Source organism: Streptomyces sp. NBC_00316, assembly GCF_036158715.1.
GTDB lineage: Bacteria > Actinomycetota > Actinomycetes > Streptomycetales > Streptomycetaceae > Streptomyces.
In genome coordinates this window covers 4,174,000-4,188,720 of record NZ_CP108023.1, presented here as the reverse complement: position 1 = coordinate 4,188,720, position 14,721 = coordinate 4,174,000, and the positions used below count along the sequence as shown (strand labels likewise).

11 protein-coding genes are annotated in these 14,721 nt (G+C 69.7%); 6 read left to right on the top strand and 5 right to left on the bottom strand.

Annotation, left to right across the window (positions count from 1 at the left end):
• The first annotated feature begins 130 nt into the window (after nucleotides 1–130).
• Nucleotides 131–2,347 carry a LuxR C-terminal-related transcriptional regulator gene (locus OG878_RS18605; protein ID WP_328887826.1) on the top strand — a complete coding sequence of 739 codons (2,217 nt, stop codon included), beginning with the start codon at nucleotides 131–133 and terminating at the stop codon, nucleotides 2,345–2,347.
• Between the two features lie 20 nt (nucleotides 2,348–2,367).
• Here OG878_RS18605 and OG878_RS18600 read toward each other — a convergent pair whose 3' ends face one another.
• Nucleotides 2,368–3,882, bottom strand: a complete 1,515-nt coding sequence (locus OG878_RS18600) for a 4-hydroxyphenylacetate 3-hydroxylase family protein (protein WP_328887825.1) — start codon at nucleotides 3,880–3,882, stop codon at nucleotides 2,368–2,370.
• A 155-nt stretch (nucleotides 3,883–4,037) separates the two neighbouring features.
• Here OG878_RS18600 and OG878_RS18595 point away from each other — a divergent pair, with 155 nt between their 5' ends.
• Together OG878_RS18595 and OG878_RS18590 are read left to right on the top strand one after the other, a co-directional pair.
• Complete coding sequence (locus OG878_RS18595; protein WP_328887824.1) at nucleotides 4,038–6,890, top strand: helix-turn-helix transcriptional regulator; 2,853 nt, start codon at nucleotides 4,038–4,040, stop codon at nucleotides 6,888–6,890.
• 774 nt (nucleotides 6,891–7,664) lie between these two features.
• On the top strand, nucleotides 7,665–8,195 hold the full coding sequence (locus OG878_RS18590; protein WP_328891294.1) for a malonic semialdehyde reductase: 531 nt from the start codon (nucleotides 7,665–7,667) through the stop codon (nucleotides 8,193–8,195).
• Between the two features lie 202 nt (nucleotides 8,196–8,397).
• Here the strand turns inward: OG878_RS18590 and OG878_RS18585 are convergent, their stop codons facing one another.
• Nucleotides 8,398–9,159 (bottom strand): phosphoglyceromutase, encoded by a 762-nt coding sequence (locus OG878_RS18585; protein ID WP_328887823.1) that lies wholly within the window; start codon nucleotides 9,157–9,159, stop codon nucleotides 8,398–8,400.
• A 196-nt stretch (nucleotides 9,160–9,355) separates the two neighbouring features.
• Between OG878_RS18585 and OG878_RS18580 the strand changes: the two genes are divergently transcribed.
• Nucleotides 9,356–10,636 carry an MDR family MFS transporter gene (locus OG878_RS18580; RefSeq protein ID WP_328887822.1) on the top strand — a complete coding sequence of 427 codons (1,281 nt, stop codon included), beginning with the start codon at nucleotides 9,356–9,358 and terminating at the stop codon, nucleotides 10,634–10,636.
• A 116-nt stretch (nucleotides 10,637–10,752) separates the two neighbouring features.
• Here the strand turns inward: OG878_RS18580 and OG878_RS18575 are convergent, their stop codons facing one another.
• Both OG878_RS18575 and phoU read right to left on the bottom strand, forming a co-directional pair.
• Nucleotides 10,753–10,893: a hypothetical protein gene (locus tag OG878_RS18575; protein WP_277327567.1), complete on the bottom strand. Its 141-nt coding sequence runs from the start codon at nucleotides 10,891–10,893 to the stop codon at nucleotides 10,753–10,755.
• Nucleotides 10,894–11,096: 203 nt separating this feature from the next.
• Nucleotides 11,097–11,774 (bottom strand): phosphate signaling complex protein PhoU, encoded by a 678-nt coding sequence (gene phoU, locus OG878_RS18570; protein WP_328887821.1) that lies wholly within the window; start codon nucleotides 11,772–11,774, stop codon nucleotides 11,097–11,099.
• 196 nt (nucleotides 11,775–11,970) lie between these two features.
• Between phoU and OG878_RS18565 the strand changes: the two genes are divergently transcribed.
• Both OG878_RS18565 and OG878_RS18560 read left to right on the top strand, forming a co-directional pair.
• On the top strand, nucleotides 11,971–13,245 hold the full coding sequence (locus OG878_RS18565) for a sensor histidine kinase (RefSeq protein ID WP_328887820.1): 1,275 nt from the start codon (nucleotides 11,971–11,973) through the stop codon (nucleotides 13,243–13,245).
• Nucleotides 13,242–13,922: a response regulator transcription factor gene (locus tag OG878_RS18560; protein ID WP_030929487.1), complete on the top strand. Its 681-nt coding sequence runs from the start codon at nucleotides 13,242–13,244 to the stop codon at nucleotides 13,920–13,922. The genes OG878_RS18565 and OG878_RS18560 overlap by 4 nt, the downstream gene beginning before the upstream one ends.
• Before the next feature lie 70 nt (nucleotides 13,923–13,992).
• Here the strand turns inward: OG878_RS18560 and OG878_RS18555 are convergent, their stop codons facing one another.
• Complete coding sequence (locus OG878_RS18555; protein WP_328887819.1) at nucleotides 13,993–14,673, bottom strand: DUF461 domain-containing protein; 681 nt, start codon at nucleotides 14,671–14,673, stop codon at nucleotides 13,993–13,995.
• Nucleotides 14,674–14,721: the final 48 nt, after the last annotated feature.

Genomic DNA, 14,721 nt, shown 5'->3' with positions numbered 1-14,721 from the left:
GCGGCAGCGGTTCGAACCAGGCCGCCTGGCCCGTGACCGGGCCGGCCACCGCCCCCGATGTCCGGCTCCTGCGAGGCGAGCTGTGGACGTCGGGGGCTCCGCTCGTTTCGACGACCCCACGGAGAGTGTGATGACCAGCTCCGTTGCGGCATTCAAGCTGCATCCTGCGGCCCAGCCCCCGCATCTTCTGACCCGCCCGCGTCTGCTGCGCCGGCTTGACGCGGCGACCGAGCCCGTCGTGGTGCTCTCCGCGCCGGTCGGCGCCGGCAAGACGGTGCTCCTGACCGAGTGGTCGCGCCGCCTAGTGGCTCGCGGAGAGTGCGCCTGGCTCAGCCTGGACGCCTACGACAACGCCCCGGGCCGGCTCTGGTCCTGCATCCTGCGGGCGCTGCACCAGGTGCTGCCGGACCTGCCCGCCCGCCTCGACGGCGACGGGTGGACGGTCGATGCGTGGCTCGAGGAGATCCTGCCGAGTCTGGTGAGCGGACTGGGCGCACAGAGGCCGCTCACGCTGATCCTCGACGGACTGGAATCCATCACGGACGTCGACGCGGTCCGCAGCCTGGGGGACTTCCTGACAAGGCTTCCCCACGGATTCCGCATCATCGTGTCGACCCGGCACCTCTTCGGAAGTCCGCTGCCGGCTCTGCGCGCCCGGGGCCTGGTCGCCGAACTCGACCAGCACGACCTGGCCTTCACCCCTGAGGAAGCACAGGCCGTGCTCACCGGTCTGCTCGGATCCGCTCTGAGCGCGGACGCGTCGAGCGCGCTGTATGAGGCCACCGAGGGATGGGCAGCGGGGCTGTGCATCATGGGGCGCGCTCTCGCCCGGTCCGAGAACGAGGCCGATATGGACAGGGAGTTGGCCCGCGGCAGGCAAGCGGTCTCCGAGTACCTGGCCGGCGAGGTCCTCTACCGGCTGACCACCGAGCAGCGCGAGTTCCTGCTGCGCACCAGTGTCCTCGACGAGCTGAGTGCCGGGCCGTGCCAGGCCCTCGCCGGGGAGCAGGCGGGCGTGGTGCTGCGTGAACTCGCGCGGACCGTGCAACTGCTCGTGCCCGCCGCCGATCCGTCGGCGTACCGGCATCACCGAGCATTGTCTCCGCTGCTGTCCGACGTTCTGATGTTTCAAGGGCCGGACACTGTCGTGTCCCTGCACCGGTCGGCGGCTCAGTGGTACGCCCGGCGGAGGGAGACGACCGCGGCCGTACGGCACTGGGTGCTGGGCGGCGATGAGCCCGCGGCCGTCGCATCGGTCCTCGACGGCTGGGAGGAGGCGGTCGCGGCAGGCCGTAGTGCGGAGGTCACGCATTGGCTGGACCTCTTGCCGCCCCGCATGGTCGCCGCCGACGGGAGATTGTGTGTCGTGGCGGCCATGGCGGCTCTGTCGGGGGGCGCCCCGGAAACGGCCCGGCGCTGGCTGGATGTGGCCCAGCTCAGGCACACGGGATCGGAGACGGTCGGCGAAGGCAGCACCGTGTCCGATGCGGCGGCCGTCGCTCAGGCCGTGGCCTGCTATCTGAAGGGCGAGGTGCTGACCGCCGACCGTCTCGGCGAATCCGCCGTTGCCGGCACCATGCCGTTGACTTCCTGGCGTGCCCTGGCCTGTACGGCCCGGGGTACCGCTCTGCTATGGACCCGCCGGTACGAGGAGGCGGAGGCGCTGCTCGGCGAGGCGACCCGTGATGCACTCGCCGCCGGGCACGGTTTGGTGCTCGTCCGCGCGCTGGGTTTGCGGGCGGTGTGTGCGCTGCTGGCCGGACGGCACGAGCAGGCGCGCATTCTGAGTGACGAGGCCCTCCAGGCGGCCGCGACGGCCGGTCTGGGCGGGCATTTCGTCGCTGTGTCCGCCTATATCGGCCGTGCCGGCCTACTCCTCGAAGAGGGAGACATCGATGAGGCCGGACGGGTTCTGGCCGACGCGGAAGCGGTGCTGGCGGGCTCGCCCCGGACCGGAAGCGAACCCCACGTACGCGCCCTGTGCCACGTCACGCGGGCGCGGCTGGAGAATGCGCGGCACAACCCGGACGCGGCCCGGGAGGCCCGCGAGGCGGCCGAGCGGGCGGCGGCCCGGTGCGAGTCGCTAGGGGCACTGACGGATCTGCTCGGCCGAGGTGGCGAGGACACGGCCGTGACGCCTGCCGCCCCCGGCCCCCAGGACCTGTCGCTGGGGGAGCGCCGAGTGCTCCGCGCCCTGTGCGGACCGCTGACGCTGCGGGAGATCGCCTCCGAGCTCTATGTGTCCCACAACACGGTCAAGACACAGGTACGGGCCATCTTCCGCAAACTCGACGCGCACGACAGGAGCGCAGCGGTCGCAAGGGCCCGGGAGTGCGGTGTGCTCTGACCCGGGCCCTCGAATTCTGCTTACTTGGCGTCCTGGCGTCGGGCGTAGTCCGCCTGAGCCGTGTACGCGGTCTCCTTCTCCTCCTCCACCTTCTCGATGCCGCAGACCTTGCGCGCGAGGTCTGCCATGATGCCGCTCGGGGACATCTCGGCGCGCTTCATGGTGAGTGTGCGGATGGCCAGCAGGGGCGTTCCGTTGAAGTTCTCGAAGGTGCTGATGCGGTCGCCCCAGTCGGACAGGAACAGGTCGCGGATCACGCGGCTGATCTTCAGCCGGTCATGCGGCCTGCCGACCGGTCCGGTCTGCAGCGCCTCCAGCCACGGCCGCAGTTCGGGCCGCTGCCACTGCCCCTCGGTCGGGAAGATGAGCGAGGCACGACCGGCCAGGTCGACGATCTCGTGGGCCATCTCGGCGACGTTCTCGAGGTAGTACGCCCGCCCGAAATCGAACATCAGGACGTTCGGCTTATAGAGGCCGCCGGGAGTGTGGAACCCTTCCTCTTCGGAAGCAATCACATGTGCCTTGAGTGTCTGGTGGAAGCCGGCGAACCGGGAGATCCGGGTCTGGACCGGCGGCAGCTGGTAGGTGCCGATGTGCTCGGTGACCAGCAGGGCCAGACCGAGCATCAGCTCGGCGCGCACCATCTGCCGGACCAGGGCCTGGTAGTGCAGCCAGTCGAAGACGCGTTGCGGGTACAGCGACGCGTGCTTGGGGTTACCGATGTGGAACACCTGGTTCCAGGGGATGAACACGTCCTCGAACACGATGACGCTGTCCAGCTCGTCACCCTGGGAGGCGAGCGGGTGTTCGACCTCCTCGCCGTCCCGGACGTTGCTCTCGCGGCAGATGATGGTGACGCCGGGGGTGTTGGGCTTCACCGCCCCGAAGATGATCTGCTCCGGCAGAATGCCGGGGCGGTAGAAGACGCCGATGTGGATCCAGTCGCCGAAGGCCGCACCTGTGCCGATCGCCTTCACGCCCCGCACGGTGATGCCCTCGTCCGAGGTGCCGACCACCTGCAGGGCAGGGGACTCGGCCTGGGCGGAATCGCGTGAGCGGTCCGTCTGCGGGTCGACGAACGCGGGCGTCGTGTTGAGGTCGCCCTCCCGCACCAGGTTCCAGAAGTCGAGGATCCCCTTGGTCAGGTCCCTCCCGTCGGTGCCGACGGCCTGGCTGCTCCAGGGCTCCGGGTCGTCGACGTAGGTCAGCAGGACGTAGTTGTTGACATCCGGGGTGCGCGGGGTCGCCCCGCCACCCGTCTCCCGCAGGACCGTCTCCATGTAGCGCCGCTTGCGCTTCAGGTCCTCCTTGGAGCGGTGCTGGAACCACGTCATGGACCGCCGGACGCCGTCCTCGTCCACGAACGTCATGACGTCCTGGAGGTCCGGGCGGTGGTGCAGGTCGTAGAAGTCCGCGAGGCTCCGGGCGTACGCCCGGGTCTTGGGGTGCGTGGCCACGTTGTCGACGAGTTCGTCGCCCACCCAGACCGTGCGGCCGTCGTTCAGTGCTGCCAGGTATTCCTTGCCTGTACGCATGTTGTGCTCCTCTCCAGGGGCAATCCGGATGGCACGGAGCATGCGTCGCGGCAGGGTGAGACGACGGCGCACAACCGGCAATCACCCGGGTGAAAGCGGCGATCTCCGGGGGAGCGACGTTGAGGGCGGATGCGGCCTTGCGCCATGCTTCCCCCATGAGCAGCACAGACCCCGCCGACGACCAGGCCGGTGGGCGTGGGAACCAGGCCATGACCGGGCTGCGCCTGCGGGGACGGGACCGCGAGATCGTGGTTGTCCGTGAGGCCCTGGACGCGATTCGTGGCGGACGGAGCGCCTGTGTCGTCGTGGAAGGCGCGTCTGGAGTCGGCAAGAGCCGGTTGCTCGCGGAGCTGGACGGGATGGCGCGGCGGTTCGGGTTCGATGTGGTGTCGATACGGGCCGATGAGCTCGACCAGTACGCGGCAGGAGCCGCACTGCTGTCCGCGTTGCAGTCCTCCGACGGTTCCAACCGAGCCGCCGCAGCCACCGACGACCAGCGGCTCTGGCTGCTGGACAGCATCACGGACGCTCTGGAGGACCGGGCTCAGCGCGCCCCGGTGGCCGTGCTTGTGGACGACGCGCAGTGGGCGGATCCGGCCACGCTCTTCGTGCTCCGCACCCTGCCTGGACGACTGGCCGCCTCGCGGGTCCTGTGGGTCCTGGCGGTCCGGTCGGACACCGAGCGACCGACCGTGGCCAGGGTGCGGGAGGACCTCGAACGCCTCGGAGCCCGATGGCTGACCCTCGGCCCCCTGCCACAGCAGGAGCTGCAGTACATCGCGGCCGATGTCCTCGGGGCGAGCCCGTCACCTGGTCTGGCCAGGCTCCTGCGAGGCGTCGGGGGTAATCCCTTCCTGGCGATTGAACTGGTGCGCGCTTTCGCCGACACGGATGCCGTCAAAATGGAGGCGGGCGAGGCGAGCCTCCTGCACGACGGCATCCCCATCACTTTCCGGCGGAGTATCGCCGGGCGTCTGGACCGGCTCCCGGAAGACGCCGTGCGCCTGCTCCAGATCGGGTCGGTCCTCGGTCGCGAATTCGACCTCGGCACGGCCGCCCGAATGCTCGGCAGGCATGTCGGCAGCCTGCTGTCCGGCGTCGAGGCCGCCCTGGGCGCCGGTCTGCTCTCGGCCGACGGCCCGCGACTCGCCTTCCGTCACGACCTCATACGGCAGGCCGTCCACGAGAACCTGCCTCTGGCCGTACGGACCGCTCTGCACCGGGAGGCAGCCGACAGTCTGCGTGTCATCGGTGCACGATCGGCCGAGGTGGCCTGGCACGTCGTCATGTCGGGCGGCCCGGTCGACGACGACGCCGTGACCACGCTGTCCACCGCCGTACGGGAACTGTCCTCGTCGGCCCCCGACGCGGCTGCGGACTTGGCTCAGCGGGTCGCCGGACTGCTGCCCCCACAGGACCGGCGTCGCATCTCCCTGCTGACCGACGCCGCCAAGTACCTCGGCCGGACCCGCCGGGTTCACGAGGCGCTCGACCTGGTCGACGCCACTCTGCCGGAAGGTCTTGAGCCACTGCAGGAGGCATACCTGCGCCTGGTGGCCGCCGAGATCCACCAGGCCGCGGGCGACGACGCCGCCGCGATGACACACCTCCAGCAGGCCCTGGACCTTCCCGCGCTGCCGCCCCACGTGCGCGTCCGGCTGCTGAAAACCAAGGCGACGGGCCACGTGTACCTCGGGGACATCACCGCTGCCGAGCAGACCGACACCGGCCTGGTCGAGGCCGCCTACCAGAGCCACGATCCGGCCGTCGTCGTCAGCGCCATGGTGTTCCAGTCGCAGACATTCTTCTACCGCGGGCACCTGGCCCGCGCCCTCGAGCTTGCCGAGGAGGCCACCCGACGCGCCGGCACTCAGTCCGCCGCGCTCTACCTGCGGCCCCCGCGGATTCCGGCGCTGTGGCTGGCCACCGTGCTGACCAGCACCGACCGGCTTGCGGACACCGAGCGGATTCTGCGGGAGGGACAGCGCGAAGCGGAGGCGCTGGGCCTCGGCTGGTCACTTCCCCACTGGCATGCCGCCCGTGCGTGCGCACTACTCGAACAGGGAGCGCTGGACGACGCGGCCGTGGAGGCCGAGGCCAGTCTGATGGTGGCGGATGAGCTCGAGATCACTCTGCCGAATCCGCAGGCCCGCTCCGTGCTGGCATTGGTGGAGATCAGACGCGGTGACCTCGCCAAGGCCAGGGACCACCTCCGCGCCGCGGAAACCGGTTCCGGCACGAAAACGCAGCGGTACGGTCCTTGGGTGTCTCTGGCGCGCGCCGGTCTGGCGGACGCGGAGGGCGAAGACGGCGAGGCGGCGGCGGCACTCACGGGAAGCTTCGCAAGCCGTGAGCCGACGCGGCTGCTTGCGGTACCTCTGTCCCACTGGCCCGGGATCGTGCGCATCGCGCTCGGGGACGAGGATCCGTCGGTCGCACAGGCCGTGTCCGGCGCACTGCGCAGCCTGACTGCACAGGACGAGAGCCGGCAGATCATCGGGGCGGTCCGCGCCCACGTGGACGGCCTGCTCGACCGCGACCCGCGTGCGCTGGTGTCCGCCATCACCGGCTACCGGAAGACCGGCAGGCCGTTGGCCCTGGCGGCGGCCTGTGAGGACCTTGGCGAGCTCATGGCGGCGTCGGCCGATACGACGCCGGCGATCCCGTACTTCGAAGAAGCGGGTCAGCTGGCGTCGGCCTCAGGAGCCAGGCGCGATCAAGAACGGATCAGGCGGCGCCTGCGCCAGCTTGGCGTGCGCACCGCCCCCGTGCGGAACCACACGGCCAGCCCCCAGGGGTTGGGAAACCTGACCGAATCCGAGCAGAAACTGATCCCGCTCGTCGTTCAGGGCCTCACCAACCGGGCCATCGCCGACCGGCTCTACGTGTCCGTGCACACCGTCAACACCCACATGAAGCACATCTTCACCAAGCTCGGCATCAACTCGCGGGTCGAGCTGACCCGGCTGGCGATCGAGCGGGGCACCAGCGCCGACGGGGCCGACTGAGCGGTGCACCCACCGCAGGACACGGCGGCGAGAATCCCTTGAATGGGTGACGCCCGGTTCTGACACCGCCTGTGACGCTGGACGCAACGGCGTGGCCTCGGGCACGGCACCGTCATTCGCCCCGCCGGACCGCGACGCATTCGACTCCATCAGTGAGTTGATCACAATCGGACGCTTCAGCGACCGAGTCGTGCCGCTCGCGCAGACCCGCGCCGCGTACGAGGCGCGCTCGAAAGGAGCACTGGTGTGGCAAGGCCGTCACCCATGTCGCCGACGGATGGTCAACCGCAGCCCAAAGCAGTGGGGCCCAGCGCTCCTACCAGCACCGAGCGCGGATACCGCGGCCAAATCCGGGCTGCTGTGACCGCGAGCGCGGCCCCGCACGGATACACACTGGCACTGTGGACCGCCACCGCGGTGACGTCGTCCGAGCAGGGCGCCCCGGGGGCAGTTGAAGTCCTGGCCCTCCTTGCTGGCGCGACGCTCGCCTTCGTCGCGTTGGCCGCTGCCGCCCACGGTGCTGCCCCCATGACCCCGGACTGGTCCGCCCACGCCGGCACGCGGATCTGGGCGGCCTTCCATCTGCCCATGGCGGCTTGCGCCGCGCTGGTCAGCCTGTTGCTGGCACGGTGCTGCTCAGGGCCCCTCCTGTGGGGGCTCGTCGGCACGACCACGACTGCCGTGTACCTACTGGGCGTCAGCGCCCAGTTCCTCTGCTTTGCAGTTCGCCATGTCACCCAGAAGACACAGACATTCACCCGCAAGAGGTTCACCATGCCCCTCGCGCTCGACCCCGCCGCCCAGGACCTTCTGTCCTGGCAGGCACGGACCGTCAACACTTTCGCCGAAGAGCCAGTAACGGACGACCAGATCGAGGCCATCTACGACCTCGTCAAGTACGCCCCCACCTCGATGAACCAGCAGCCTCTGCGTATCGTGCTGGTCCGATCCGCCCAGGCGCGCGAGCGCCTGGCCAAGTACCTGTCCGAGAGCAACCACAACAAGACCGCGGCCGCCCCGCTCGTCGCCATCCTCGTGGCGGACAACGAGTTCCACGAGGAACTGCCCAGCCAGTTCCCGCATTTCCCACAGGCCAAGGATCTCTTCGGCGAGCGTGCCGCGCGCGAGCGGTCCGCGAATCTCAACGCGCTCCTTCAGGTCGGCTACTTCATCTTCGGAGTCCGCGCTGCCGGCCTGGCCGCAGGACCGATGACCGGCTTCGACGCCGAAGGCATCGACAAGGAGTTCTTCAGCGACGGCAAGCACTCGGTCCTCGCCGTCGTCAACATCGGCAGGCCGGGCTAGAACGCGTGGTTCACACGCTCCCCACGTCTGACATACGCGCAAGTGGTCACCAGAGTCTGATCGAAGGGCAACGGTCGGCCGACTGCACCCGCGTCAATGCCCATGCGTGACCGCGTCAGCCTGAGGGCCCAAAGAGGGCCCAGGCCGTGAAAATGCCCCTGAGTCGCGCCGTCTGCGCAGCTCAGGGGCATGATCAAAAAAGCTACTTCTTCTTGCCCTGGTTCTTCACGGCCTCGATGGCGGCCGCTGCCGCGTCCGGGTCGAGGTACGTGCCGCCCGGCTTCAACGGGCGGAAGTCGGCGTCCAGTTCGTAGGCGAGCGGGATGCCGGTCGGGATGTTCAGGCCCGTGATGTCGGCGTCGGAGATGCCGTCGAGGTGCTTGACCAGGCCGCGCAGGCTGTTGCCGTGGGCGGCGACCAGGACCGTGCGGCCGGTCAGCAGATCCGGGACGATGTCGTCGTACCAGTACGGCAGCATGCGCTCGACGACGTCCTTGAGACACTCGGTGCGCGGGCGCAGCTCGCTCGGGATCGTCGCGTAGCGCGGGTCGTCGCTCTGAGAGAACTCGCTGCCGTCCGCGAGGGCCGGCGGCGGGGTGTCGTACGAGCGGCGCCAGAGCATGAACTGCTCCTGGCCGAACTCGGCGAGCGTCTGTGCCTTGTCCTTGCCCTGGAGGGCGCCGTAGTGGCGCTCGTTCAGGCGCCAGGAGCGGTGGACCGGAATCCAGTGACGGTCCGCGGCCTCCAACGCGAGCTGGGCGGTGCGGATGGCGCGCTTCTGGAGGGAGGTGTGCAGGACATCGGGGAGCAGACCGGCGTCCTTGAGCAGCTCACCGCCGCGGACTGCCTCCTTCTCGCCCTTCTCGGTGAGGTTGACGTCCACCCAACCGGTGAACAGGTTCTTCGCGTTCCATTCGCTCTCGCCGTGGCGGAGGAGGATCAGCTTGTACGGTGCGTCGGCCATGGGTCCGAGCGTAATCGAACCCTCGCAGCCGCCGCGCGCCCGGTCACAGGGCGGACAGCGCGCGGGGAAGCGCCGGGACGATTGACGCCCGGCGTCAATCGAGTGGCGGTTCCGAGCCGCCCCTCCGTAATGTTCGGATAGCTGCCGGGCCACTTACCGGCCCCATCCGTTCCGCATGTCCCGGGGGGAAACCCGTATGTCTGTCGCCGGTCTCAGACGCGCCGCACATGAGACCGTCTCCGGTCTCCCCAGAGAGTTCTGGTGGCTGTGGACCAGCACCCTGGTCAACAGGCTCGGGGCGTTCGTCGCCACGTTCATGGCGCTCTACCTGACCCTCGACCGGGGCTACTCGGCCTCGTACGCCGGTCTGGTCGCCGCGCTGCACGGGCTCGGTGGAGTGATCTCCTCGCTCGGTGCGGGGGTGATGACCGACCGGCTGGGCCGTCGGCCCACGATGCTCATCGCGCAGACCTCGACCGCCGCGTCGGTGGCCGTGCTGGGCTTCATGGTCCATCCGGCCGCGATCGCCGCCGTCGCCTTCGTCGTCGGTATGGCCAGCAACGCGTCGCGGCCCGCCGTGCAGGCGATGATGGCCGACATCGTCCGCCCCGAGGACCGGGTGCGGGCGTTCTCCCTGAACTACTGGGCGGTCAACCTGGGCTTCGCGGTCTCCTCCGCCGGCGCCGGGTTCATCGCCGAGTACAGCTATCTCGCCGGGTTCATGGTCGAGGCCGCGATGACGCTGTTCTGCGCGGTCGTCGTCTTCCTGAAGGTTCCGGAGTCGCGGCCGCAGACGGCGCATGCAAAGCTCCCGGGAGCGGCGCCGGACGAGCCGGCTGTCCGGCTCTCCACCGTGCTGCGCGACGGGCGGTTCATGAGCGTCGTCGGGCTGTCGTTCGTGGTCGCGCTGATCTTCCAGCAGGGCTATGTGGGACTGCCGGTCGCCATGGGCACGGACGGGCTCTCCAGCTCCGACTTCGGCACCGCGATCGCCGTCAACGGCGTGATGATCGTGGTTCTCCAGATTCCGGTCTCCCGTTTCATCCAGCAGCGCGACCCGCGCAGTCTGCTGGTCGTGTCGTCGCTGATGGCGGGGTACGGGTTCGGACTGACCGCGTTCGCCGGGTCGGTCGCCGTGTACGCGCTGACGATCGGTGTCTGGACGATCGGCGAGATCATCAACGCACCGGTCCAGAGCAACCTGGTCGTCCGCCTCTCCCCGGCCCACGGCCGGGGGCGCTACCAGGGCATGTACACGATGTCGTGGTCGGCGGCCGCGCTGATCGCTCCGCTGATGTCCGGTCTGGTGATCGACCACTACGGGGCGAAGTGGCTGTGGGGGATGTGCGGGGCGCTGGGGACGGTGGCGGCACTCGGGTACTGGGGGCTCATGCGCGGGCTTCCGGCGGCGGAGAAGGCCGCGACCCCGGTGGTGGAGGCGGGCGCGCGAAGGGAAACAGCGGACCAGGCGGTCTGATCACCCGGGACGGGTCACGCGGCCGGACCCCTTCGGTACGTACGGACAGAACGGCGCCCGGCGCGGAAACCCTCCGCGCCGGGCGCCGTTCTCACTCACGCATCCGGTCGCCCGGATCAGCCGCCGCACTGGCACGGGGCACCGGACTGGCAGCCGCAGCCGCAGCCGGAGCCGCAGCCACAGGCGCCGAGCACCGTCAGATGGACCACTTCAGCGGGCGTCTCCTGCTCGGGTTCGGTCGTGGGGGAGTCGGCCATGGTGTTCCTCCTCTAGGACATACGTCCAGGCGTACGACAGGGCCGTACGCCAGACAGCGACGTACGACCGGGGCACGGACCACCAGGCATGCCGCATACCGCCTGCCGCCCCATCCCATTGCATGCCCAGTTCCGCCGCCCCGGGAACGGCGCATCGACGGCGCACATGCGCAGACGGCGCAGAATGCGCCGCCCCGCAGCGGCTACGCGCCCTCCACCGACGTCGGGGTCTGGATCTCGTCCGCGTGCTCGCCCGTCACCAGATAGACGACCCTCTTGGCCACCGACACCGCGTGGTCGGCGAACCGCTCGTAGTAGCGGCCGAGCAGCGTCACATCGACGGCCGTCTCGATGCCGTGCTTCCAGCGGTCGTCCATCAGGTGCTGGAACAGCGTGCGGTGCAGCAGGTCCATCTCGTCGTCGTCCTGCTCCAGCTGGAGCGCCAGATCGACATCCTTCGTGATGATCACCTCGGCCGCCTTGGCCATCAGCCGCTGGGCGAGCTGCCCCATCTCCAGAATGGTGGCGTGCAGGTCGTGCGGCACCGCCGACTCCGGGAAGCGCAGCCGGGTCAGCTTGGCGACGTGCTGGGCGAGATCGCCCGCGCGCTCCAGGTCGGCGCTCATCCGCAGTGACGTGACCACGATCCGCAGGTCGGTCGCGACCGGCTGCTGGCGCGCGAGCAGGGCGATCGCCCGCGCCTCCAGGTCGTGCTGGAGGTCGTCGACCTTCTGGTCCGCGGCGATCACGCTCTCGGCGAGCTTGAGATCGGCATCGAGCATGGACGCCGTCGCCCGCCCGATCGCCGACCCGACGAGCCGGGCCATTTCGACGAGGCCCTCGCCGATCGAGTCGAGTTCCTCGTGGTAAGCGTCGCGCATGGAAGTCCCTCTCCAGTCCTCATTAAGGCCGGGGCCAGGCCTGAACCCCACGCTCTCACCCTGCGGGGCGTACGCGTCCGGATTCGGCCGACCAAGTGAACCAACCCTTGCCCCTCGGTGAACTCTGGGCGACGAGTGTTCGAGTACGCCCTCGGATGGCTGGGAGACCACCCTCGTACCCGCTTAACCTTGAGGTATGGACGTGAACGCGGCGGTCGCCGCAGCTGCAGCGATCGCCGGGTTGTGCACCGGCGTGATCGCCATGCTGGCGTTCCGCTGGAGCGAGCGCGACCTGAAGAAACCGACGCGTACCTCCCTGCGGCCCGACAGCAACGGGGCACTGCCCCCCGGGGTCGACACGGTCCTGTCCGTGCTCTCCTCCTCCGCGGTCGTGCTCGACGAGAGCGACAGCGTGGTCAAGGCCAGCTCCGCCGCGTATGCGCTCGGACTGGTCAGGGGCGGCCGGCTCGCCGTCGAACCGATGCTGCACATGGCCAGGGACACCCGCAGGGACGGTGAGATACGACAGGTCGAACTGGACCTCCCCCGCCGCGGCACCGGCCGCGGCGAGGCCCTCGCGGTCTCCGCCCGGGTCGCCCCGCTGGGTTCCCGGCTGGTGCTCCTGCTGGTCGAGGACCTCACCGAGGCCCGCCGTATCGAAGCGGTACGGCGCGACTTCGTCGCCAACGTCAGCCATGAGCTCAAGACCCCGGTCGGCGCGCTCTCCCTGCTCTCCGAGGCCGTCATGGACGCCTCCGACGACCCCGAGGCGGTGGAACGGTTCGCGGGCCGCATGCAGATCGAGGCGACCCGGCTGACCAACCTCGTACAGGAACTGATCGACCTCTCCCGGGTGCAGAACGACGACCCGCTGGAGGACGCCGAGCCGGTCCGGGTGGACGAACTGGTCGCCGAGGCCATCGACCGCTGCCGCCAGCAGGCCAGCACCAAACAGATCACCATGGCCGCCGGCGGCACCGCGGAGCTCCGCATCTGGGGCAACCGCGGCCAGCTCGCCGCGGCACTCGGCAACCTCGTCGAGAACGCCGTCAACTACAGCCCCGCCCGCACCCGCGTCGGCATCGCCGCAAGGCGCCTGGTCGCACCGGGCGGGGACCAGATCGAGATCGCCGTGACCGACCAGGGCATCGGCATCTCGGAGAAGGACCGGGAGCGGGTCTTCGAACGCTTCTACCGCGTCGACCCGGCCCGATCTCGTGCCACCGGTGGCACCGGTCTCGGCCTCGCCATCGTCAAACACGTGGCCGCCTCGCACGGCGGGGAGGTCACCGTGTGGAGCTCGGAGGGACAGGGCTCCACCTTCACCCTGCGGCTGCCCGAAGCGGGTTCCGTACGGGACCGAGACCGCTCATCGGGCGGACCGCTCATCGTCAACGCCGACGACGGGACCTACGGCGCCGCCGACCCCGCCACTCTTGAACCATTCCCTGCCCCGGAGGTCCTTCCGTGACCCGAGTGCTTGTCGTCGAGGATGAGGAATCCTTCAGCGACGCCCTGTCCTACATGCTCCGCAAAGAAGGCTTCGAGGTCGCCATCGCGGCCACGGGTCCGGACGGGCTGGACGAGTTCGAGCGCAACGGCGCCGACCTCGTCCTCCTCGACCTGATGCTGCCGGGTCTGCCCGGCACCGAGGTCTGCCGCCAGCTGCGCAACAGGTCCAACGTCCCCGTGATCATGGTCACGGCCAAGGACAGCGAGATCGACAAGGTCGTCGGCCTGGAAATAGGAGCCGACGACTATGTGACCAAGCCGTTCTCCTCGCGGGAGCTCGTCGCCCGCATCCGCGCGGTGCTGCGCCGCCGCGGCGAACCGGAGGAGGTCACGCCGGCCGCCCTGGAGGCAGGCCCGGTCCGGATGGACGTGGACCGGCACGTCGTCACGGTCTCCGGCGGCAAGGTCGACCTCCCGCTCAAGGAGTTCGACCTGCTGGAGATGCTGCTGCGCAACGCGGGCCGGGTACTGACCCGGATGCAGCTGATCGACCGCGTCTGGGGTGCGGACTACGTGGGCGACACCAAGACCCTCGACGTCCACGTCAAGCGCCTGCGCGCCAAGATCGAGCCGGACCCGGGGGCGCCGCGCTTCCTGGTGACGGTGCGTGGCCTGGGATACAAGTTCGAGCCGTAAACCGGCCCGGACCCGCAGACATGACGGAAGGCGCCTCCCGGCCCGGAGGCGCCTTCCGTCATGTGCCGGGTCAGTCGGTCGACGTGTCCGCCGACGCGGAGGCCGCGTCGGTCGGGGTGCTCTCGCCGCCCGCGTCACCCGGGGTGTTCTCGCTGCCCGCAGCGCCCGCCTCCTCGGAGGGGGAGGCCGACGGCGCGCCCACGGACGCGGACGGCGTGGCCGCCGGTGCCGCCGGGATAGAGCTCGGGCCGAAGCCCGTGAAGAAGCTGGTGGCCGGGACGACGAAGGCGCCGAGCGGGACGTCGCCGGTCTCGCTGAACTTGAAGACGACCGCCTGCACGTTGCCGTTCTGCGCGGCCTCGCGGCCGTTCTCGATCACGGCGGACGCGTTGCCCTTGCCGCCGAGGACGACCCGGCCGCCGGCCGGGAGGACGACCGGTCCCGCACCGCCGGCGGCGTGCAGCTGCACCGTCGCGCCGGTGCCCGGCAGAGTGATCGCGTCGAGCGTCTGGCCCTTGGTGCCGTTGTTGAACAGCGTCGCGGCGACGACGGCCGGACCCTCGGCGTCGTGCTCCGGCTGGGTGATGACGTTCGCGTTCTGGATCCTGATGTCACCGAGGGTGGTGGCAGCGTTGTCCGGCTTGATCTCGAGCGTCTGCGCGTCATTGCCGGCACCACACGCGGAAAGCGCACCGATCGAGATCACGATGGCAGTGGCGGCAAGGGCGCCGCGTCGAAGGCTGCGGCTCACGGCGGCGGCAACTCCTTGAACGTACGACTTCACGGACGGGAGGGGCGA

What these genes read in the sequence shown, in the direction of transcription:
- OG878_RS18595 (WP_328887824.1), top strand. Translation starts at nt 4,038, where the DNA reads ATGAGCAGCACAGACCCCGCCGACGACCAGGCCGGTGGGCGTGGGAAC.
- phoU (WP_328887821.1), bottom strand. Translation starts at nt 11,774, where the DNA reads ATGCGCGACGCTTACCACGAGGAACTCGACTCGATCGGCGAGGGCCTC.
- OG878_RS18575 (WP_277327567.1), bottom strand. Translation starts at nt 10,893, where the DNA reads ATGGCCGACTCCCCCACGACCGAACCCGAGCAGGAGACGCCCGCTGAA.
- OG878_RS18585 (WP_328887823.1), bottom strand. Translation starts at nt 9,159, where the DNA reads ATGGCCGACGCACCGTACAAGCTGATCCTCCTCCGCCACGGCGAGAGC.
- OG878_RS18580 (WP_328887822.1), top strand. Translation starts at nt 9,356, where the DNA reads ATGTCTGTCGCCGGTCTCAGACGCGCCGCACATGAGACCGTCTCCGGT.
- OG878_RS18590 (WP_328891294.1), top strand. Translation starts at nt 7,665, where the DNA reads ATGCCCCTCGCGCTCGACCCCGCCGCCCAGGACCTTCTGTCCTGGCAG.
- OG878_RS18605 (WP_328887826.1), top strand. Translation starts at nt 131, where the DNA reads ATGACCAGCTCCGTTGCGGCATTCAAGCTGCATCCTGCGGCCCAGCCC.
- OG878_RS18600 (WP_328887825.1), bottom strand. Translation starts at nt 3,882, where the DNA reads ATGCGTACAGGCAAGGAATACCTGGCAGCACTGAACGACGGCCGCACG.
- OG878_RS18565 (WP_328887820.1), top strand. Translation starts at nt 11,971, where the DNA reads ATGGACGTGAACGCGGCGGTCGCCGCAGCTGCAGCGATCGCCGGGTTG.